This window comes from Bradyrhizobium sp. ORS 375, from assembly GCF_000239775.1.
In the GTDB taxonomy this organism is placed as follows: domain Bacteria; phylum Pseudomonadota; class Alphaproteobacteria; order Rhizobiales; family Xanthobacteraceae; genus Bradyrhizobium.
In genome coordinates this window covers 23,575-44,304 of record NZ_CAFI01000171.1, presented here as the reverse complement: position 1 = coordinate 44,304, position 20,730 = coordinate 23,575, and the positions used below count along the sequence as shown (strand labels likewise).

Annotated in this window: 15 protein-coding genes; 9 read left to right on the top strand and 6 right to left on the bottom strand. The window is 67.0% G+C overall.

The genetic code is table 11. The annotated features are described in order from the left end of the window. The 4 genes from ybgF to BRAO375_RS14750 form a co-directional block, all read left to right on the top strand. On the top strand, positions 1–416 hold a 416-nt coding region (gene ybgF, locus BRAO375_RS14765; protein ID WP_035640361.1), incomplete at its 5' end, for a tol-pal system protein YbgF. A gap of 74 nt (positions 417–490) precedes the next feature. Next, positions 491–1,582 (top strand): tRNA lysidine(34) synthetase TilS, encoded by a 1,092-nt coding sequence (gene tilS, locus BRAO375_RS14760; protein WP_009028272.1) that lies wholly within the window; start codon positions 491–493, stop codon positions 1,580–1,582. Between the two features lie 235 nt (positions 1,583–1,817). Continuing rightward, the gene (gene ftsH, locus BRAO375_RS14755; protein WP_009028271.1) at positions 1,818–3,740 is read left to right on the top strand and encodes an ATP-dependent zinc metalloprotease FtsH; all 1,923 of its coding nucleotides are present in this window, start codon (positions 1,818–1,820) and stop codon (positions 3,738–3,740) included. A 139-nt stretch (positions 3,741–3,879) separates the two neighbouring features. After that, the gene (locus tag BRAO375_RS14750) at positions 3,880–6,408 is read left to right on the top strand and encodes an autotransporter outer membrane beta-barrel domain-containing protein (protein WP_009028270.1); all 2,529 of its coding nucleotides are present in this window, start codon (positions 3,880–3,882) and stop codon (positions 6,406–6,408) included. A 30-nt stretch (positions 6,409–6,438) separates the two neighbouring features. On the opposite strand, the gene BRAO375_RS14745 is transcribed toward BRAO375_RS14750, so the two are convergent. Next, entirely contained in the window at positions 6,439–7,638 is a 1,200-nt protein-coding gene (locus BRAO375_RS14745; protein WP_009028269.1) for an acetylxylan esterase, read from the bottom strand. Between the two features lie 176 nt (positions 7,639–7,814). On the opposite strand from BRAO375_RS14745, the gene BRAO375_RS14740 reads away from it, so the two are divergent. The 3 genes from BRAO375_RS14740 to BRAO375_RS14730 all read left to right on the top strand — a co-directional run bounded on the left by BRAO375_RS14740 (position 7,815) and on the right by BRAO375_RS14730 (position 11,624). Next, positions 7,815–9,065, top strand: a complete 1,251-nt coding sequence (locus tag BRAO375_RS14740) for a glycosyltransferase family 87 protein (protein WP_009028268.1) — start codon at positions 7,815–7,817, stop codon at positions 9,063–9,065. Between the two features lie 155 nt (positions 9,066–9,220). Then, positions 9,221–9,895, top strand: coding sequence for a TetR/AcrR family transcriptional regulator (locus BRAO375_RS14735; protein ID WP_009028267.1), 675 nt, complete (start codon positions 9,221–9,223; stop codon positions 9,893–9,895). Between the two features lie 112 nt (positions 9,896–10,007). Continuing rightward, positions 10,008–11,624, top strand: coding sequence for a glycosyltransferase family 87 protein (locus BRAO375_RS14730; RefSeq protein ID WP_052536092.1), 1,617 nt, complete (start codon positions 10,008–10,010; stop codon positions 11,622–11,624). 5 nt (positions 11,625–11,629) lie between these two features. Here BRAO375_RS14730 and pyk read toward each other — a convergent pair whose 3' ends face one another. Both pyk and BRAO375_RS14720 read right to left on the bottom strand, forming a co-directional pair. Further along, positions 11,630–13,066 (bottom strand): pyruvate kinase, encoded by a 1,437-nt coding sequence (gene pyk, locus BRAO375_RS14725; RefSeq protein ID WP_009028265.1) that lies wholly within the window; start codon positions 13,064–13,066, stop codon positions 11,630–11,632. Next, positions 13,063–13,653, bottom strand: a complete 591-nt coding sequence (locus tag BRAO375_RS14720) for a DUF1036 domain-containing protein (RefSeq protein ID WP_035640358.1) — start codon at positions 13,651–13,653, stop codon at positions 13,063–13,065. Before BRAO375_RS14720 ends, pyk begins: the two co-directional genes overlap by 4 nt. Positions 13,654–13,848: 195 nt before the next feature. Between BRAO375_RS14720 and BRAO375_RS14715 the strand changes: the two genes are divergently transcribed. Both BRAO375_RS14715 and BRAO375_RS14710 read left to right on the top strand, forming a co-directional pair. Then, positions 13,849–14,151 carry a DUF1244 domain-containing protein gene (locus BRAO375_RS14715; RefSeq protein WP_035640355.1) on the top strand — a complete coding sequence of 101 codons (303 nt, stop codon included), beginning with the start codon at positions 13,849–13,851 and terminating at the stop codon, positions 14,149–14,151. A gap of 245 nt (positions 14,152–14,396) precedes the next feature. Then, positions 14,397–14,672, top strand: a complete 276-nt coding sequence (locus BRAO375_RS14710; protein ID WP_008961835.1) for a DUF2312 domain-containing protein — start codon at positions 14,397–14,399, stop codon at positions 14,670–14,672. Between the two features lie 102 nt (positions 14,673–14,774). On the opposite strand, the gene BRAO375_RS14705 is transcribed toward BRAO375_RS14710, so the two are convergent. The 3 genes from BRAO375_RS14705 to BRAO375_RS14695 all read right to left on the bottom strand — a co-directional run bounded on the left by BRAO375_RS14705 (position 14,775) and on the right by BRAO375_RS14695 (position 20,650). After that, entirely contained in the window at positions 14,775–16,391 is a 1,617-nt protein-coding gene (locus BRAO375_RS14705) for a peptidoglycan L,D-endopeptidase MepK (protein ID WP_035640369.1), read from the bottom strand. Between the two features lie 271 nt (positions 16,392–16,662). Then, the gene (locus BRAO375_RS14700; RefSeq protein WP_035640352.1) at positions 16,663–18,801 is read right to left on the bottom strand and encodes a L,D-transpeptidase scaffold domain-containing protein; all 2,139 of its coding nucleotides are present in this window, start codon (positions 18,799–18,801) and stop codon (positions 16,663–16,665) included. Positions 18,802–19,153: 352 nt separating this feature from the next. Then, positions 19,154–20,650: a sigma-54-dependent transcriptional regulator gene (locus tag BRAO375_RS14695; RefSeq protein ID WP_009028260.1), complete on the bottom strand. Its 1,497-nt coding sequence runs from the start codon at positions 20,648–20,650 to the stop codon at positions 19,154–19,156. Positions 20,651–20,730 lie beyond the last annotated feature (80 nt).

The following is a 20,730-nucleotide window of genomic DNA, read 5'->3' as shown; positions in this document are numbered from 1 at the left end:
GCGCCGGCGGACTCGACACCGCGCCGCCGCGGCAGACGCCGCGCGACGAATACGATCTCGGCATCGGCTACATGCAGCGCCGCGACTATGCGCTGGCCGAGCAGACGATGCGCAACTTCACCCAGAAATATCCGAACGACCCGATGATCGGCGACGCGCGATACTGGCTCGGAGAGAGCCTGTATCAGCGGCAGCAATATCGCGACGCCGCCGAGATCTTCCTGACGGTCACGACCAAGCACGACAAATCGTCGAAGGCGGCTGACGCGCTGCTGCGCCTCGGCCAGTCGCTGGCTGCCTTGAAGGAGAAGGAGGCGGCGTGCGCCGCGTTCGGTGAGGTGACGCGCAAATATCCGCGCGCCTCGGCCGGCGTGAAGGCCACCGTCGACAAGGAGCAGAAGCGCGTGAAGTGCTGATGCGGGGCGACGTCGGCCGCGGGCGAAAGGCTCGCGTTTGGTGTTGCGGCGTCTGACGATTAATCTGCGCCGTCATGGCAGCCAACAAGACCGCGCAGGATAACGCACCAGACGACGGCCGTCCGATCACCGCCGTCGAAGCGGAACAGCTGTTCGCGCCGTTCGCCGCGGCGCCCGCGCTGGTGCTTGCCGTGTCCGGCGGCCCCGATTCGATGGCGCTGCTCTGGCTGGCGGCACGCTGGCGCCGCGGGCGGTCGAATGGGCCGCGGCTCGTTGCGATCACGCTCGATCATGGGCTGCGATCCGAGGCCCGCCGCGAAGCGCAGATGGTCAAGCACATCGCGCGCCAGCTCGATGTCCCGCACCGGACTGTGCGCTGGACCGATGCGAAGCCGGCAACCGGGATTCCCGAAGCGGCGCGTCTGGCCAGATACCGCCTGCTGGCGCGTGCCGCGCGGCAGGCCGGCGCCAGCCACGTTCTCACCGCTCACACCCGCGACGACCAGGCCGAGACCGTGCTGATGCGGCTGCTGCGCGGCAGCGGCATCGTCGGGCTGGCGGCGATGGCTCCGGTCAGCGCGCGCGAAGGGCTGCTGCTGGCGCGCCCGCTGCTCGAGCTATCAAAGGCCCGCCTCGTCGCCACGCTGCGTTCTGCCGACATTCCCTTTGCCGACGATCCCACCAATCGCGATCCGGCATATACGCGGCCGCGGCTGCGCGCGCTGATGCCGGCACTGGCCGCCGAAGGCGGCGATGCGCGGACGCTGGCGATGCTCGCCCGCCGCCTGGCGCGGGCCAATGCGGCCATCGAGCTGATGGCGGATGGCGCCGAAAACTATCTCGCGCTGTGCGCCGGCGGGGAAGGCCCGGCGCGGTCGGATCACGAGGTGACCTTCAAGGCGCGCGCCTTTGTCGCACTCCCCGGGGAAATCAGGCTCCGGCTGTTGATGCGCGCCATCAACCAGGTCGGAACCGAAGGACCGGTGGAACTCGGCAAGGCCGAAGCGCTGCTCGATCGCCTGGACCGGACTCTTGCGGGGATCGTAGATGGTGGTACGTCTGCTCCCGGCAGGCTAAAACAAACCCTGGCTGGTGCGCTGGTAAGCATGACGCGCGAGGCCATCCGCATCACCCCGGCGCCGCCACGGCGGCCGCGTCGGAGTTGAGGCGGAGGCATCCTTCGCGGACCCTTAACCACCTGCGTCGGCGGCGCTTTTCCCGCGCCTTTTTTTAAGCGGGAATCGGGCTAGGATGCGTTAAATAGTCCTGTCTGGTTCCCTTGGCATTGCGGCGAGTGGTACCTAGATTACGAGACGGTCGACCGGGGGATTCCCTCGTGGCTACCCAGGGATGAGTCCGAGGACAGACGGCCGCGATCCGCGCGACCACGAAGGAAAATCGATGAACGCCAATCTGCGCAATTTCGCCCTTTGGGTCATTATTGTCCTATTGCTGTTGGCACTGTTCACGCTCTTCCAAAATCCCGGGCAACGCGCGTCGTCCCAAGACATCACGTTCTCGCAGCTGCTGACCGAGGTCGATCAGGGCAATGTCCGCGACGTCGTGATCCAGGGCCCCGAGATCCACGGCACATTCAAGAACGGCTCCTCCTTCCAGACCTACGCGCCGAGCGATCCGAACCTCGTGAAGCGCCTGTACGACGCCAAGGTCTCGATCACGGCCAAGCCGCCCGGCGACAACGTGCCGTGGTTCGTGTCGCTGCTCGTCTCCTGGCTGCCCTTCATCGCGCTGATCGGCGTGTGGATCTTCCTGTCGCGGCAGATGCAGGGCGGCGCCGGCAAGGCGATGGGCTTCGGCAAGTCGCGCGCCAAGATGCTGACCGAGGCGCATGGCCGCGTCACCTTCGAGGACGTTGCCGGCGTCGACGAGGCCAAGCAGGACCTGCAGGAGATCGTCGAATTCCTGCGCGACCCCGGCAAATTCCAGCGCCTCGGCGGCCGCATTCCGCGCGGCGTGCTGCTGGTCGGCCCTCCCGGCACCGGCAAGACGCTGATCGCGCGTGCCGTCGCCGGCGAAGCCAACGTGCCGTTCTTCACGATCTCGGGTTCTGACTTCGTCGAGATGTTCGTCGGCGTCGGCGCCAGCCGTGTCCGTGACATGTTCGAGCAGGCCAAGAAGAACGCGCCCTGCATCATCTTCATCGACGAAATCGACGCCGTCGGTCGCCATCGTGGCGCCGGTCTCGGCGGCGGCAATGACGAGCGCGAGCAGACCCTCAACCAGCTGCTGGTCGAGATGGACGGCTTCGAGGCCAATGAGGGCGTGATCCTGATCGCCGCCACCAACCGTCCCGACGTGCTCGATCCGGCCCTGATGCGTCCCGGCCGCTTCGACCGCCAGGTCGTTGTGTCCAACCCCGACATCATTGGCCGCGAGCAGATCCTGAAGGTTCACGTCCGCAAGGTGCCGCTGGCGCCGGACGTCAACCTCAAGACCATCGCCCGCGGCACCCCCGGATTTTCCGGCGCCGACCTGATGAACCTGGTCAACGAGGCCGCCCTGACCGCTGCCCGCCGCAACAAGCGGATGGTCACCCAGGCCGAGTTCGAGGAGGCCAAGGACAAGGTGCTGATGGGCGCCGAGCGCCGCTCGATGGTCATGACCGAGGAAGAGAAGATGCTGACCGCCTATCACGAGGCGGGCCATGCGATCGTCGGCCTCAACGTCCCGAGCCACGACCCGATCCATAAGGCGACGATCATTCCGCGCGGCCGCGCGCTCGGCATGGTGCAGTCGCTTCCCGAAGCCGACCGTCACTCGCACACCCGCGAATGGTGCGTCTCCAAGCTGGCGATGATGTTCGGCGGCCGCGAGGCCGAGGTGCAGAAGTTCGGTGCCGAGAAGGTCACCAACGGCGCCACCGGCGACATCCAGCAGGCCACCAACCTCGCCCGTGCGATGGTGATGGAATGGGGCATGTCCGACAAGCTCGGCCGCGTCCGCTACCAGAGCAATGAGCAGGAGGTGTTCCTGGGTCATTCGGTGGCGCGCTCGACCAACATCTCGGACGACACCGCCCGCCTGATCGACTCGGAAATCCGCGGCCTCATCGAGGCCGGCGAGCAGGAGGCGCGCCGCATCATCACCGAGAAGCGCGAGGACTGGGAAACCATCGCCCAGGCACTGCTCGAATACGAGACGCTGACCGGCGAGGAGATCCTCGACCTGCTCAAGGGCAAGAAGCCGAACCGGGAGTCGGCGATCGAGCCGTCGACGCCGCGCGCCTCGGCCGTGCCGCCGGCCGGCAAGCCGCGGCCGCGGCCCGATCCGGATCCCGGCCTGGAGCCGCAGCCGCAGGCGTGATGAGCGCCTGAGGTCGGGACAGCGGGTCCCGACATGGAACATCAAGAGATTGAGACGACAGGCCCGGTTCGCAGCCGGGCTTTTCGTTGTCTGCAACCCATTGTCGTTGTTAACGAATGCTCAAGGGTTGGGTATTCGGATGATGATGATTTTGCGTGGCGCGCGCTCGTATGGGGGCGTGTTTTCTGGTGTGTCGCTCGTTGTTTTGACCGCGTTTGGCGCTGGTGAGGCGGCGGCGCAGGGTGTGTTCGATACGGCCGCGCCAGGGCCATTCACCTCGAGCTATTTCGGCGAGGCAACCTATTCGACTGGCGGCAGCGCCTGTGGTGGCCGTTACGTCCATGGCGCTGCCATGAGCGGGACGGGCCTCGGCGTCGGCAGCGCCGGCAAGATTTGCGAGACGCCCTACATCACAGTCAACGCGGTCGAGGTGCCGATCGTGTGGGCTCCCAACACCACCGTTGGCGGGCTCGACTCCGGTGGAGTGACCGAGCTCGCTTTGCCGACCGCGCGGCTCAGCAATTTCGTCAGCGGCGCAGCGACATCGGTGGATGCCGCCGGCAAGACCGTCGTCGGCGTCGTGCTTGGCGCCGACGCCACCCAGCCCTATTACGACATCTACCCCTACATCTGGCAGGCCACGACGGCCGGCGCCTTCGCCGGCGTCACGCCGACGCAGTTGCCGCTGCACGGCGCCGACACCGATGGCGCGGCCTATGGCATCAGTCCGAATGCCGGCTACGCCACGGGCTGGAGCGGCACATTGCAATTCGCTACGGCCTGGCCGCATCGCATCGTGACCGGCACGAGCACGATGCAGGCGGCGATCTGGAATCTCACGAGCAATTCGGTGCAACTGCTCGGCGCCACCCCGGATCCGGTCAACTCGCCCGCAAGCTCGGGCAAGGCGGTGGCCGACAACGGCACCGTCGTCGGCTGGTACGGCCTGTTCCCGCCCGATGCCTTCACCAATGACGTCAACCTCGCGCGCGGCTCGGGCCTGCTGCTGTCGGACACCAGCGCCTTCGGCGACTACGCTACGATCTGGCAGCCGAAGCCGTTCGTCTGGACGCTCGCCTCCGGCAGCATGACCCAGCTCGGCATGACGCCGCTGAACAACAGTTCGACCACCTACGCTTATGGCGAGGCGCGGGCGCTGAACGCGGGGACAAGCGGCGTCGCCACTGCGAGCGTCGCGGTGGGCTGGCTCGGCAATTCCGCGTCGAGTTTCGAGGCGGCGCGCTGGAGCTCGACCGACAATTGGGCCACGCATTCCACCCTGCAGCTCGCGACCGTGGTGCCGACGGATCCAGACAATCTCGGCCGCATCGGCGCGGTCGCCAATGCCGTCGATGAGTCCGGCAACAATGTGGTCGGCCGCGTCGAATATGCCTGCACGGCGAGCAGCAGCGGCTCGTGCTCGCAGGCCGTCTACTGGTCCGTCTCCGCCGACGGCCAGTCGTCCTCGGGCGCGACGCTGGCTTCGATCCTGGCGAGCCTCGGCGTTGCGACCAGCAACGTCACGCTGACCGATGCGACCGGCATCGCGGTCTCCACGACCAGCTCGTCGTCGCACGTCCTGATCCTAGGCACCGGCACGCGCAACGATCCCGGCAGCACGCAGGACCTGTTCCTGATCAAGCTCGACCGGGTCGCCTCGACCGCGGCGCCGACCTCCGGCAGCATCACCAGCGTGCTGGAGCAGCAGGGCTCGCTCGGGAGCCTGGGCATCATCGCCAACCAGGGCGTGACCGCCACGGACGGCGCGATGGGCGCGCTCGCGATGGCTGCGGACTACTATCGCTGTGCCAGGACGGGGGGCGGCGAGGTGTCGCAATGGTGCGGCTTCGCCTATGGGCTCGTCGCCGGCAACTCCAGCTACGGCACCAGCGGCACCGAGCTGTCGGGCACGTTCGGCCTCGCCCGCACGCTTGCGCCAGCGACGTCGATCGGCTTCAGCGTGGGCGTCTCCGGGCTGCGCAATGGCCTCGCCTATGGCGGCCGCTTCGACGCGCCGGGCGCGACGTTCGGCGCCTATGTCGCGCATCGCCCGGACACCGGCTTGCAGTTCCTGGCGATGGCGGTGGCGTCGCTCTATCCCGAGCTGACGCTGACCCGCGGCTATCTCAACGGGACGACCTTGATCGGCTCGCAAGGCGCCACCCATGCCAGCTCAGCCGGCGCGATGGCGCGGATCGGCTGGGCTTTTGCGGTCCCCGCCGTCAAGGCCACGGTCACGCCGTACGCGCAACTGTCCTACGCCAATGCCCGCGTCGGCGGCTTCGTCGAGAGCGGCGGCCCGTTCCCGGCCTCCATCTCCGCGTTCAACGCCGCGGCGACCACCTTGCGCGTCGGCACCCAGTTGCGCGGCGCGATGACCGAGCGGATCACGGCGTTCGGCAGCCTCGCCTGGGCCAGCAACCTGCGCAGCGATACGCCTGTCGTGCGGGGTTCGCTGCTGGCGGCCGACTGCAACGGCGCGTCGCCGCTCACGGCGTTCTGCGGAATGTCCGGGCTCGGCCCGCGCCTCAGCCGGAGCTGGGTCGAGGGCAGCGCCGGTCTGCGCTACGAGCTCGCGCCGGGATCGGCGGCGATGATCAGCGCCAATGCCGCAAGCCAGAACAAACTGACCTACGGCCTTCAGGTCGGCTACAGCCGCGCCTTCTGAGCGCGGCTGTCTCGCCGATAGGGCAGCGCCTCACGGCTTGTCGAACCACGTCTTCCACTGCGGGACGGCGGTGGCGAAGGTGCCGCGATGGCTGGTCGGCCCGGTCGAGACCGCCTTGACCTTGGTGTTGCCGGCGCCGATCGCCTGCTGATAGGTCATCGCCAATCGGCCGAGCCCCGTCGAGATCGCCTCGTCGCTCTCGCCGTAATAGTTGCGCACCGGGCTCTTGATGATCCAGCGATACGCCTGCGTCTGCGCGACCAGGCGGCCGTAGATCGATGTCGCGAAAAACTGCGCGTCGAAATAATCCGGCTTGAGCAGCTTGTGCAGGTCGGTCGGAACGTCGGCGACGTTGAACGGCTCGCGCGTATAGGCCTTGCGCGCGACCTCATAATAGCTGTCGCTGATGACCGAGCGGGCGAGGCCCGGCACGCCGTAATAGTTCTCGAAGGCGAACGCCGAGAGGATGAACAGCGAATTGACCCAGGCGGCGTCGTTCTTGCGCGGGAAGCTCAGGAAGCCATTGAGCGCCACGAACACGTCGACGGGCGCGCTGGCCGTCGCAGCCGCCGCGACCGTCTCGCCGGCGCTTTCGAGCTTCTCGAGAAACGCCATGGTGACGAAGCCGCCCTGCGACCAGCCGGCGATCGACAGTCTGGTCGCGGTGAGATGCATGTCGTTGAGCACGGCGCGGCTCGCGAGCAGCATGTCGTAGGTCGCCTGCTGATGGCTGGCCTTGACCATGTAGCCTTCCGGCTCGGTCGAGAGACCCATGCCGAAATAGTCGGCGCCGATCAGCAGCTGGCCCTGTCCGGCGAACTGCGCGATCATCAGCTGCGTCTCCGGCGACTGCTCCGGGAATGACGGCACCTCCTGTTTTCCGTACACGGTGCCATGCTGATAGGACACCAGCGGCAGGCTGGTCTCGCCGATTTCGGGCACCGCGAGCAGGCCGGTGGCGCGGATCGGCTTGTTGCCGCGCTCGGGGACCACGGACGCGTAGCTGACGCGATACAGCCGCACGGCGTTGACGGCCGGCGAATAGGTGACTGTGACGCCGGCGAATTTCGGCGTGTCGACGGTCAGGATCTTGTTCAGCCGCTCGACGTCCCAGCGCGCCAGATACTCATAGGAGACGTCGGAGGTGACGCGCACGACGCCCTTGTCCTGCGCGCCGCTCGCTGCGGGCAGAATCAGAAGGAGAGCGAGAAGAATGAGACGAAGAGGCATGAGGACTCCTGCGGACCGGTCGCCAGTTGCATCGAAGCCCAGTGCTACAGATTGCGTGTAAACATTCGGTGCGGTTCGCCGCGCGCGGCCAGCACGGTTGCGCTTAAGCCTTCTTCAAGTCTCCCGGCCTATGCCTTCACTGGAGTTGCGCCCGTGCCGGCGCGGGCGAGGTTCAGATGGCCGACAATCCTGTTGCCGCCGCGATCCCATCGCAGCGCCTTTCGCATCGCCTCTTGGAGCGCCCTGGCGTTCCGGCGAGCCTGTTCGCGGTGTGCTTCGCGCTCGCCTGCATCAACGCGGCGTTCTTTCCCGCAGGGTTGTTGTCGGGCATCTGGATCTGGGGCGCCGACGGCCTCGGCATTCCCACCGACTTCGTCAATGTCTGGGCCGCGGGCAAGCTCGCGCTGCAGGGCCATCCGGCGCTGGCCTGGGACTGGGACGTGCAGCGGCAGGTCGAGCTCGAGCTGCTGAAGCAGGACTTCCCGGGCTATTTCGCCTGGCACTATCCGCCGCCTTTCCTGTTCGTCGCGGCGTTCCTCGCCCAGTTCCCCTATATGGCCGCCTTCGCCGGCTGGGCCTATGCGAGCTTCATCCCGTTCGCGCTGGCGATGCGCGCGATCGTCGGCCGCGGCTTCGGCCTGGTGCTCGCCGCCGGCTTCCCGGCGCTGTTCTCGAATACGCTGGTCGGGCAGAACGGCTGTCTGACGGCCGCGCTCGTCGGCGGTACGCTGTACTGGCTGCCGGTGCGGCCCGTGCTGGCCGGCATCTGCCTGGGGTTTCTGACCTACAAGCCGCAATATGGGCTGCTGTTTCCGATCCTCCTGATCGCCACCCAGCGCTGGACGGCATTCGCTGCGGCCAGCATCACCGCGGTCGTGCTGGCGCTCGCGTCGTGGATCGCCTTCGGCCTGGAAAGCTGGCAGGCCTTCCTGCATTGGCTGCCGATGTTCTCGCAGGCCTTCCTCACCGAGGGCAAGGCGACCTGGTGGAAGCTCCAGAGCCTGTTCTCGCTGGTCCGTTATTTCGGTGGCTCCGAGGCGCTCGGCTGGACCTTCCAATGGGTGCTCACTGCGGCGGTCGCGGTGGTCCTCGTGACGCTGTGGCGCAGTCCGGTGCGCTATTCCCTGAAGGCGGCGGCGCTCGCGGTCGGGCTGCTGCTGACCACGCCCTATCTTTTCATGTACGACATGATGGTGCAGGCGATTGCGGTGGCCTGGCTCGTCCGGCTCGGCCTCCATGATGGGTTCCGCCGCTACGAGCTGCCTGCGCTCGGCCTGGCCGCAGCGCTTCAGATCACCTTCATGCTGACGGGCATTCCCCTCGGCCTCGCGGCCAATCTGACGGTTGGCGGATTGGTGCTGGCCCGTGCTGGATCGTGGTGGCGGCGGCAGCCGGTGCGCCTGGAGACGGGGCTCGCCACAGCCTGACGCGCCAAGTGCCAGCCAAGCCACATGATTGCGCTTGTCTTTTTTCCTGAACAGGTGTTCAGTTCTTTCAGCTATTTGCGAGGTTGATCCTCCAAAAACACTGAACTAGCGTTCGCCGGGCTTCCTGGACGGGCGCGTCCGGGACGAGAAGCGCCATGGTCTATCGGCGAACCCATCAGGTCGTGAAACGGCTGGCGGCCCGCCGCAGCGCGATTCTGGCTGCCGCGCGCGAAGCCGCCGCGGAAGGCGGCATGTCAGCCGTCCAGATCGCTCCGGTCGCGGTCCGGGCCAAAGTCGCCGCCGGAACTGTTTACCGCTATTTTCCCTCCAAGGCCGACCTGATCTCCGAGCTGATCGCCGAGGTGTCGCGCGATGAGCTGGCCGCGGTTCGCCGCGCCGCCGATGCGGCGCCCGGTCCGTCCTCGGCGCTCGCCGCCGCCGTCTCGACGGTCGCCGTCCACGTCCTGTCCCAGCGCAAGCTCGCCTGGGGTATCCTGGCCGAGCCCGTCGACGTCGATGTGACCGCCTCGCGCATCGCCAGCCGCCGCGAGATCGTCGGCGAGATCGCCTCCCGGATCGACGCCGCCGTGCGGGCCGGCCATCTGCCGGCGCAGGACACCCAGCTCGCCGCGACCGCGCTGCTCGGCGCGCTGCACGAGGCTCTGGTCGGGCCGCTGGCGACCGACACGCTCGATGATCCCGCCAAGCTGCGCGACACGGTTCAGGCCGTCACCCTGCTGGCACTGCGCGCGGTCGGCGTGATGGATGCCCGCGCGCGCGGCCTGGTCGTGCAGGCGGTGCTGCCGGTGAAGAGCCTGGTCGGGGCCTAGGCCGGGCCGGCGCGAGCTTCCGCTTAAGCAAGGATTCATGCCTCGCCGCCATGGTCGGGCGTGGCGCCGGGACGGCCGCCGCGGTTCTCAGATCCAGGCCTTTGCGCATCTGATGTCCAGTGCACGCCCACATCCGGCGACGCCGCTCGTGATCGCCGGATCGGCCATCGCGGGCGCTGTCTACGCCTATGTCGCTGGCGAGGACATCAACTGGGATTGGCAGAACTATCACGACTATGCCGGCTTCGCGCTGGTGCATGGCCGCTTCGATGTCGACGTCGCGCCGGGCGGCTTTCAGAGCTTCCTCAATCCGCTGATCTATCTGCTGCCCTATGCGGTCCGGCACGGGTTAGGCGCGCCGTGGTGGGGCATGGCGCTCGGCGCGCTGCATGGGCTGAACCTCGCCGTGGTGTTCTGGCTGACGCGCGTGCTGCTCGGGCGCGCGGCCGATGCGGCCGCGCTGATAGCAGCGCTGCTCATCGCCGCTCTCAGTCCGATGGCGTTGTCCGAGGTCGGCACCAGCTTCGCGGACATTCTCACGACGCTGCCGATCCTCGCCGGCCTCGCGCTGCTGTTCAGCAGCGAGGACAACGACGCTCGGCCGACGCATCTGCTGACCGCGGGCCTGATGTTCGGGGCCGCGACCGGATTGAAGCTGACCAACGCCACCTTCCTGATCGCCGCCGCCGTGTCGCTGCTGCTGATGGCGAGACCATTGCGCGCCGTGTTCACGTTCGGCGCCGCCAGTGCCGTCGGCGGCATCGTGACGGCCGGGCCGTGGGCGCTGAAGATGCTGCGCGACTTCGGCAGCCCGCTCTATCCGTTCTACAACACGATCTTCCGCTCGCCGGAGGCGCCGCTGGTGTCGATCGTCGACACCCGCTTCATGCCGCACAGCCTCGCCGACGCGCTCGCTTATCCGTTCTATTGGGTGGTCGGCAAACATCCGTCGTCGGAATGGCCGTTCCGCGATCCGCGCTTTGCTGTCGTCATCGTGCTGCTGATCGCGTTGATCCTCACCGGCCTGTGGCAGCGCCGCGAGGTGCTGCCGCTGCGGGACCGGCGCCTGATCATGTTCTTCTGGATCAGCTATATCATGTGGATGCTGGCGTTCTCGATCCAGCGCTACCTGATGCCGCTCGAGCTGTTAGCGGCACCGCTGATCGTGCTGCTGCTCCTGCGTCTGATCGGCGCCTGGCGCGAGCCTACGGCGATGCAGAGTTCTTTGCGCAGCAAGCCGGCGGTGATCGTTGGTGTCGCGCTCGCGATTGCGCTTGCCTCTCAGCCCACCGACTGGATGCGGCGTCCGTGGTCGGATCCGTACCGGCCGCAGCTCGCCGAAGCCTTGCGGCAGCCGGCGACGTTCCTGCTGCTGCAGAAGCCGCTCGGCTATGTCACATCGTTCCTGCCGCAAGGCTCGCGCGTCTATCAGCTGTCAGAGCTGGTCGTCCCGCTGGTGCCGGGCGGCGTGCTCGATCGCCGGGTGCGGAGCGGTCTCGCATCTCCGCTGCCGGGCGGCGTGTGGGCGCTGTATTATGCGGAGAGCCCGGCCGACAACCCGCCGCGCCTGGACGTGCTCGCCGACTACGACCTGAAGATCGACGGCTCGCGGCGCTGCGCGCGCATTCCGGGCGCCGACGGCACCGACATCATGGCCTGTCCGGTCATCTCGGCCGTGCCGCCCGCGGCTTCGACGGCAGGCCTGAAGCCGGCGAGCAGCGCCGACTGATCAGCTCAGAGATGGGCCTCGTTGGACGGCCCGACATAGGCGATGCGCACCATGTTCGTCGTGCCGGGGGTGCCGAGCGGGACGCCGGCGACGACGATGACGCGCTGGCCGGCGCGGACGAAGCCGTCGCGGAACGCAATCGAGCCGGCGCGCTCGACCATGTCGTCCTGGTCGCGGGCGTCCTCGGCCACCACGCAATGCACGCCCCACACCACAGCCAGGCGGCGGCCGGTCGCGAGGTTCGGCGTGATCGCAACCACCGGCGGCTTCGGCCGCTCGCGCGCGACGCGGACCGCGGTCGAGCCGGATGAGGTCCAGCAGATGATCGCCGGCAGATCGAGATTCTCGGCGATGCGGCGGGCGGCTTCGGCGATGGCGTCGCCGGCGGTCGATTCCGGCTCGGGCCGCTGGGCCGCGATCACCGAGCGATAGACGATGTCGCGCTCGACCTCCTCGCCGATGCGGTTCATGGTCGACACCGCCTCGACCGGAAACTTGCCGGCCGCCGATTCCGCCGACAGCATGATCGCGTCCGCGCCCTCATAGACCGCGGTGGCGACGTCGGAGACCTCGGCGCGCGTCGGCACCGGCGACTGGATCATCGATTCCAGCATCTGGGTAGCGACCACCACCGGCTTGCCGGCGCGACGCGCCAGCCGCGTCATCTGCTTCTGCAGGCCCGGCACGCGCTCCAGCGGCAGCTCGACGCCGAGATCGCCGCGCGCCACCATCAGCGCGTCGGAGACGTCGACAATGTCGTTGAGACGGTCGATCGCCTGCGGCTTCTCGATCTTGGACATGACAGCGGCGCGGCCGCGGATAATCTTCTTGGCCTCCAGCACGTCGTCGGCGCGCTGCACGAAGGACAGCGCGATCCAGTCGACGCCGGTGTTCAGCGCCGCCTCGAGATCGGAACGGTCCTTCGGCGTCATCGCCGAGACCGGCAGGTCGGTGTCGGGCAGGCTGACGCCCTTGCGGTCGGACATCTTGCCGCCGATCACCACCCGGGTCACGGCGCGCGTCGGCGAGGTTTCCTCGGCGATCAGCCGCACCTTGCCGTCGTCCAGCAGCAGCGCGTGGCCGGGCTGCAGCGCCGCCAGGATCTCCGGATGCGGCAGGTACACGCGGGTTGCGTCCCCAGGTGTCTTGTCCGAATCGAGCACGAAGCTCTGGCCGTTGTTGAGCTGGACCGGGCCGTCGGCAAAGGTGCCGAGCCGCAGCTTCGGTCCCTGCAGGTCGACGAGGATGCCGATCGGCCGGCCATAGCTGGCTTCGACGCTGCGGATCGTCGCCACCATCTCCCGCAGCTTGTCGTGCGGGGTGTGGCTCATGTTGATCCGGAAGATGTCGGCGCCGGCCTCGAACAGCTTGCGAATCATCGCGCTGTCCGAGGAGGCGGGACCGAGCGTGGCGAGGATCTTGATGCGGCGCAGCCGTCTCATGGCTTGGGTGCTTGCCCGGACGGCAGGCCTGACCCCGCAGGCGGCGCCGCCTGAGGGCCATTGGGCAGACCAGGCACATTGCCGGGCCCAAGGGTGCCGGGAATGCCGGGTACGCGCTGCTGCGCCGGCTGCTCGTTGGCCTCGGTCAGTTGCACCGTCCAGGCGCGCTGGTCGCCGGTGTCGACCTCGAAGAAGCCGGTGCGATCGAAGCCGCGGGCCAGGCAGTTGTCCGTGCCCTTGATGGTGAACTCCTTGTCGCGGGAGCACATGAAGGCCTGTCCGGACCATTCGCCGCCGCGGTCGTAGTCGAGCGCGTAGATGTAGTAATAGCGCGCGACCAGCGTGCCCTTGAGCAGGGTTTCGCAGCTGCGAGATGAGACGTTCCACCAGCCCTCGGTGGTCCAGCCCTCCGCGTCCTTGTAGCCGAGGGCGATCCCGACTCGGCTTGACGTGTTGTTGCAGAGGCGGAAGTCGGCGGCCGCCGGGCTGGAGGAGAGACAGAGCGCGGCCAGCCCCAGGAGCGAAAGCAGTCCGAAACCGGGGCGGCGGGGAATGCGATGCATGATGCAGGAGGTTTTGGGGATCATTGCGCGACGCTATATCAATCGATGCACGATGTCGCGCGACTTGGCTGCGGCTGTCAACGGCAGGGCGAATTCGTGGCGAAGCGGAATGCGATCGCGCGTCTTGCCGCGTGACGGTGTTGCGATATGGCCAAACCTGCGACGAAGGCGCATTCTATAGCAGACATCCGCGACCGCGCGGAACAGGGAACGAAAGCGATGACGATGGACAGCACCACCCGGACCGAGCTCGAAGCGGCTGCATTTCGCAGACTTGTCGAGCATCTGCGCACGCGAACCGACGTTCAGAACATCGATCTGATGAATCTCGCGGGGTTCTGCCGCAACTGCCTCTCCAACTGGCTCAAGGACGCCGCCGACGCCAAGGGAGCGCCGCTGACCAGGGACGAGAGCCGCGAGGCGGTCTACGGCATGCCCTATGAGGAGTGGAAGGCGAAGTACCAGCGCGAGGCCAGCGCCGAGCAGATCGAGGCCATGAAGAAGGTTCATCCGGGCCATTGAGCCCGGCCGGCCGCGAGCTCGCGTGATGCGCGAATCGCGGGGCTGTCCGGAGGGCGCGCAAAACGCAAGCGGTGTGGCCGATGTTGTTGCCCGGCGGCCGTCGGGCCCAACAAGATGTGGGCGCCTCTGTGGATGAGGGCGATGTCGCCTTGACGCAGGGCACGCCAGATTTGAGGGTCGCGGCGAACACGCGGCGCCCTGACGGCGCCTTCCTTGGACACACGAGTTCCATTCAGGAGTAACAGATGGCCACCTCCGCCGCCGCGAAGGACGACGACTCGCCCGCGACCCGCTTCGCCGTAGATCAGCTCAAGTCGATCATCGAGCGCATCGAGCGGCTGGAGGAGGAGAAGAAGGCGATCTCCGAGGACATCAAGGACGTCTATGCCGAGAGCAAGGGCAATGGCTTCGACGTCAAGGCGCTGCGCACCATCATCCGGCTCCGCAAGCAGGACCCGAACGAGCGCCAGGAAGAAGAGAGCATCCTCGAGACCTATATGCAGGCGCTCGGCATGATCTGAGCGCGCCGCGCGCCACGATTCTCAAACATCAGCCAACGTCGTTCGATGTCCCCGCGAGCCGATCGCCGGGCATTGACGTTTCGGCAGCCAAGCGTGGTGTCGTCAGCGCAGGGCTGCGGCGCGCATCGTGAAGGATTTGGTCTCGAGCTTGATGATCGCGGGCCCGCTGAACTGGTCATAGCTCAGCCCCGGCGTTGGATCGGCCGCGAAGGTCATCGCCAGGGTGATCTGCGGCTTGACGAAATAGCTGCGCATGACCGTCAGATCGGGGTCGCCCAGCTTGGTGACGGACATCGAGGACGACGCGCTCGGCGTCAAAATGATCGCCCGCATCCAGGTCGAGTCGGGGCCCTTGGCGGCCGACATCCGCGTCGCGATGGTGATCAGGCCGTCCTGGCTCTGATTGCCCTTGCTGGCCTCCGCTGGTGTCGTGACGGAGCGCGTCGCCGCCGAACGCGAGTTGCGGACCGGGATCGCCGTGGTGGCGGCAGTGGCGCGATCGGGCGACGGTGCCGGCGCGAAGGCCATGGCCTGCATCAGGCTCGCATTCTGCGGCTGATCGATCGCCGACAGCGCCCGGCGCGCCGTGATCGCGGCGACCTGCTCGGGCGTGGCCTGCTTCGGCGTCGCGGGATTGTCACCCCAGAAGCCGCGCGAATTGATGATGTCTGCCACGCTCTGCGGTGCGCCATCCCGAGAGGCGCCGCTGATGGCGCTGGTGGTCTCGGGCTTAGCCTCCGGCTTCGCCGCCGGCTGCGCGGCCTGCGCGTCGGCCGAGGCGAGCTGCAGGGCATTAGCGATCTTGCCACGGGCGGTCGACGGCTTGTTGTCGGCGGAGCGATCCTTGTCGGACGATTTGTCGGCCATCTTGGCGGTGAGCGCGGCGGCCTGGACCGGCTTGGCATCGGCCTTGACCTCGCTCTCGCCCGACTCCTCATCATCCTCGCTGGGACGGCCACGGAACAGGCGTGCCAACAGATTTGGCTTGCCCGAGGAGGCGTCGTCGCCGGAGCCGCGCTTCTCGATCTCGGCCTTGGCGAGCTCGTAGCCCTTGAGCGGAACGCCGTTGGTCGGAACGTGGACGGTCTTGCCGTCCGGGAAGACGCGCGCGAGCTGGTCGGCCGTCATGCGCGGCCAGTGACGGATGTTACCCGTGTCAAGGTGCACGAAGGGCGACCCGGAGGTCGGGTAGAAGCCGACGCCGCCGCGCTGCAGGCGCAGGCCGGCGTAGCGGATCTGCTCCAGCGGCACGCCAGGGATGTAGAAATCCATCGCATGGCCGAGCATGTGCTGGCTGTGGCGGGCCACGCCCGAATGTGCCGAGCGGCGGCGCAGCATCGAGTTGGTGGCGGGAGAGCGGTACGACGAGATGATCTGGATCGGCTGCTTGCCGTCGACGTCGCGATAGACTTCCCAGAGGATGTCGAACAGGCGGCGGTCCATGACCGTCTCGTCCTGGGTGCGCCAGTCGCGCAGGAAGTGGTTCAGCTTCTTCAGCGCGTCCTCGTCATAGCGGCCTTCGCGCTTGAAGGTGACCGTCAGGTCCTCGCCGGAATGCGTGTGGTGGAAGGTCAGCGTACGGGTGTCGTTAAGGGCTTCGGCGTCACGGACCGTCCCAGCTCCCATCACCAGGAGCAGCGATGCAAGGCCGGTGCGGCAGACGGCGTTCCAAGCCTTTTTGGGCAGCGAACGCGATTGGCGCGCGAAAACAGACAGCAAGATGCAGCCCACCCCGTCGACGAGCGTTTACTCGAATACCCTCTTGCGGCCCGTCCGGCGGAAGAGAGAGGAAACGCTTACCTAAGGCGGGATGGTTAAGGGATACTGACCGACCCGCCCCCCAATTACCCTTAACATATACTCTTGAGTGTGGCGAAAAAGAGCCATCGAATCGTGGTTGATCGTTGTGGTTAACCTAAAGCAAAGGCCCCGCCGAACGGCGAGGCCTTTGATCTCAAATCTGAATTTTGTGCGGCCGACGTGGGGTCGATCAGCGCGTGAACACCCGGCGCGGCGGGCGGCCGACCGGAGCCGGCGGGGTCGGCTGACCGCCACCGAACAGACGTTCGAAGAAGTTCGGACCCGAGGAGCCCGACGAGAAGCTGTTGTCGCTGACATTCACCGAGTTCGGCAGCGGTCCCTTTGGACGCGAATAGTTCGGCTGCGCGTGGGCGACAATGTTCTCCAGATCCTTGCCGCGGCTGTTCTTGAGGATCGAGATCATGGTCGCGTCGCGGCCATAGACGTCCTTGCGGAATTGCAGCTTGCCGGCATCGTCGACGAAGGCGGTCTGGTAGGTGATGTTGACCGGAATCGGCGTCGGGAATTTCAGATCGATCTCGCTCGAGCCGTACATGCTGCGGATGCGCTCAGGGGTATAGCGCTCGCCCGGCATGGCGATGTTGAGCAGCACCGACGCGTACTGATCGGGATACTGCACGCGCATGCAGCCGTGGCTGAAGGCGCGCTCCTCGCGTGCGAACAGGTTCTTGTCCGGCGTGTCGTGCTGATAGACCAGGAACTTGTTCGGGAAGTTGAAGCGGATGCGGCCGAGCGCGTTGGCTTCGCCCGGGGGCTGCGAGATGTGGATCGAGCCGTCGCGGGCGCGCTCCAGCCGCAGGCCCATGCGGTCGAGCACGGTCGGGTCCTGCTGCAGCGCCGGCAGATATTCATTGTAGATGATCGACGGCGGCACGTTCCAGGTCGGATTGACCGTGATGAACTTCATCGTCTCGCTGAGCAGCGGGGTCGCATGCTGGCCGGGCTTGCCGGTCACGACGCGGGTGGTCCACACCTGCGCGCCATGCTGCATCACCTTGAGCGTATAGTCAGGAATGTTCAGGATCACATAGGCGTTGCCGATCGCCGGGGCGCCGAGCTCGCGCGGCAGCCAGCGCCAGCGCTCCATGTTGACGATGATGGTGTCGATCTGCTTGTCGCGCTTCGGCGTGTTGAGCGCCTTGACGGTGCGCTCGTCGAGCACGCCGGTCGGCTTGAGGTCGACGCTCTCCTGGAATTTGCGCACGGCGGCCGCGACCTTGGCGTCGTAGCGGATGTCGTCGGCATTCTCGGTGAGGCCGAGCTTGGCGCGCAGCTTCGGCACGCGCGGGTCCGACATCTGCGCTTCGGCCTCGGGAGCGTTCTTGCCGCGGGCCGGGGTGTATTTCAGCGGCTCGCCGTCCTCGATGATGATGGGTGCGCCATCATGGCCGCCGCGCAGCTCTGCGAGCTTGGCCTTCAGCAGCTTGTACAGCTTGTGCGGCGGGTTGTAGCCCTCCAGCGCCGCGGAGGCATCCTTGGCGCCGGTGACGTTCGCCAGCACCTCGTTCGGATCGACCGGATGCTCGGGATACTGGATGTCGGCCGACACCTGCGACCAGTGCATGCGGCCGCTCTGCGCCTGCCGGGCATAGTCGAGCATGCTCTCGGTGAGCTTGAGATCGGCCTCGGCAAGTGCGTCCGGCGCGGAGCCCGCGGCGGCGAAGTCAGGCACCGGATAATCGGCGGGGTTGAGACCGTCGGCTGCTGCGTCCCTGAGGCGCGCGATCACGCCCTTGGCGGCGGCGGTGAGGCTGCCGCTCTGGGTCCAGATCGGCGCATAGTCGCGGCCGGTGTAGAACTTTTCGACGGCGGCGCGCTCGGCCTTGCGGTCAAAATACTTGGTCGCCTTGGTGGCCATCAGGTCGCGCAAACGATCGGCGACCGGCTGGTCGGCGGCGGGAACGCTGCTCGCGGCCTTGACCGGCTCGCTCGCCGGCACGGGAGCCGTCGCCGTGGCGGGGGCCGTCGTCGTTGCGGGGGCCGCTGCCGGTGGCGGAGTTGCGGCAGTCTTGGCGGGATCAACTGCGGGCGCTGTGGCGGTCTCGGCCGGCTTCACCGGCTCGGGCGCCTTGGCCTGGCTGGGCGGAACGGTGGCCGTCGTGTCGAGCTTGAAGTCGCTGGCGGTCGGCGGCGGCACGTTGGCCGGCTCCGGGAACGGGATCGCGGCGTCGATCGCAAGCTCTGCAGCGCTGTTGCGGGGCGGATCGTTCTGGGCGAGAGCGGAGGTCGTGGACACCGCGAGGAAGGTCGCCGCGACAGCCATCAGCACGCGGTCATATCCGCCACGGGTCGTCACACAATCTCGCATCGTCAATCCCTCGGATGATCTGTCCCGTCAGAGACAGGGTCGGTAACAAGGTCGATCTCTGCCCGCCGGTTCCGGCTCGAGCACCGCTGGTGAGAATGGGGCACGCCTGCACGCCATGGATATGCACGCCATAAATCTGCACGCCATGAATCACGCCCAAACGATACTCACGCCCCACTTCTGCGGCCAGCGCCACACGGGACAACTCACGACAAACTGACTCTTGGGAAACCCCGGCCAAACCGATCGTGCGTTTGTGCCACGCGTTTTTTCCTTTGTCTGTCACCGCAAGGCAACGGTTCAGATGTTCCGTTGTTGCGCAGGGTTGCGGCGATTTTCGGACATGGACGGATCATCCGAGCGGCGGGGATTCCGTCGACGGCGTCTCGCCATTGGCCTCGTCGAGCTTGCGGTAAAGCGTCGAGCGTCCGATTTTGAGACGCCGCGCCACCTCCGACATCTGGCCGCGATAATGGGCGATCGCGAAGCGGATGATCTCGTGCTCCATCTCCTCCAGCGGTCGCACCTCGCCGCCGGCAGTCAGCATGGCCAGGCTGCCATGCGAGGGCAGGGGTGCGATGGGTACTTCACTACCCGGCACCATCGCCGGCAGCGCGGTGTGGGCGGGGCGCTCCACCATCAAGGGCGGCGCCGGCTCGACCGGCGGCGCATGCGTTGGGATCAGCGGGAAGTCGTTGACGCCGAGCTGGTCGGTCTCGCTCATAACGACGGCGCGATACACCGCGTTTTCAAGCTGGCGGATGTTGCCGGGCCAATCGAGCTTGGTGAGATAGGCGACCGCGTCGCCGCCGATGCTCGAGACCGGGCGATTCTCCTCGGCGGCGAAGCGCGCGAGGAAATGCCGCAGCAGATGCGGGATGTCCTCCCGGCGGGAGCGCAAGGGAGGGATCGTCAGCGGCAGCACGTGCAGCCGATAGAACAGGTCCTCGCGGAAATGGCCTTCCTTGACGCGGTCGAGCAGGCGGCGATTGGTCGCCGAGATGATGCGAACGTCGACCTTGACCGGCTTGCGGCCGCCGACCGCCTCGACGGCGCCTTCCTGCAGCGCGCGCAGGAGCTTCACCTGTGCGGTGAGCGGCAGCTCGGAGACCTCGTCGAGGAACAGCGTGCCGCCATGGGCTTCGACGAACTTGCCGGTGTGACGGTCGGTCGCGCCGGTGAATGCGCCCTTCTCGTGGCCAAACAGGATCGACTCCACGAGATTATCCGGGATTGCGCCGCAATTGACGGCGACGAACGGCTTGGTCTTGCGCTCGCTGGTGCCGTGGATGGCGCGGGCGAACAGCTCCTTGCCGACGCCTGATTCGCCTTCGATCAGCACGGGAATGGACGACGCCGCGGCCTTCTCGGCGATACGCAGGATCGGCGCCATCGCTTCGGCGCGGGTGATGATGTCGGTGAAGGTCAGCCGGCCCTCGCGGCTGTGCCGGATGCGCTGCAATTCGCCCTTCAGCGCCGAGGTATTGAGCGCATTGCGCAGCGACACCTGCAGCCGCTCGATGCCGACCGGCTTGACGACGAAATCCTGCGCGCCGGCGCGCATGGCGGAGACGACGTTGTCGATGCCGCCGTGTGCGGTCTGCACGATCACGGGAATCGAGATTCCCGCCTCGCGCATCTTGGAGAGCACGCCCATGCCGTCGAGGCCGGGCATCACCAAATCGAGCACGATGGCGTCGACCGGGCTGGCGTCGGGATTGGTCAGCTTCTCGATCACGGCGTCGCCGGTTTCGACCACGACCGCCTCGTAGCCGCATTTCTGCACCATGTTCTCCACCAGCCGGCGCTGGACCGGATCATCATCGGCAATCAAAATGCTGGCAGCCATGGCTTTCCTTGCACGCTACGACTATCTGTCTCGAATCGGGGCACTCTCGCCGACGCCGATTAACGCAACCTTAAACCTCG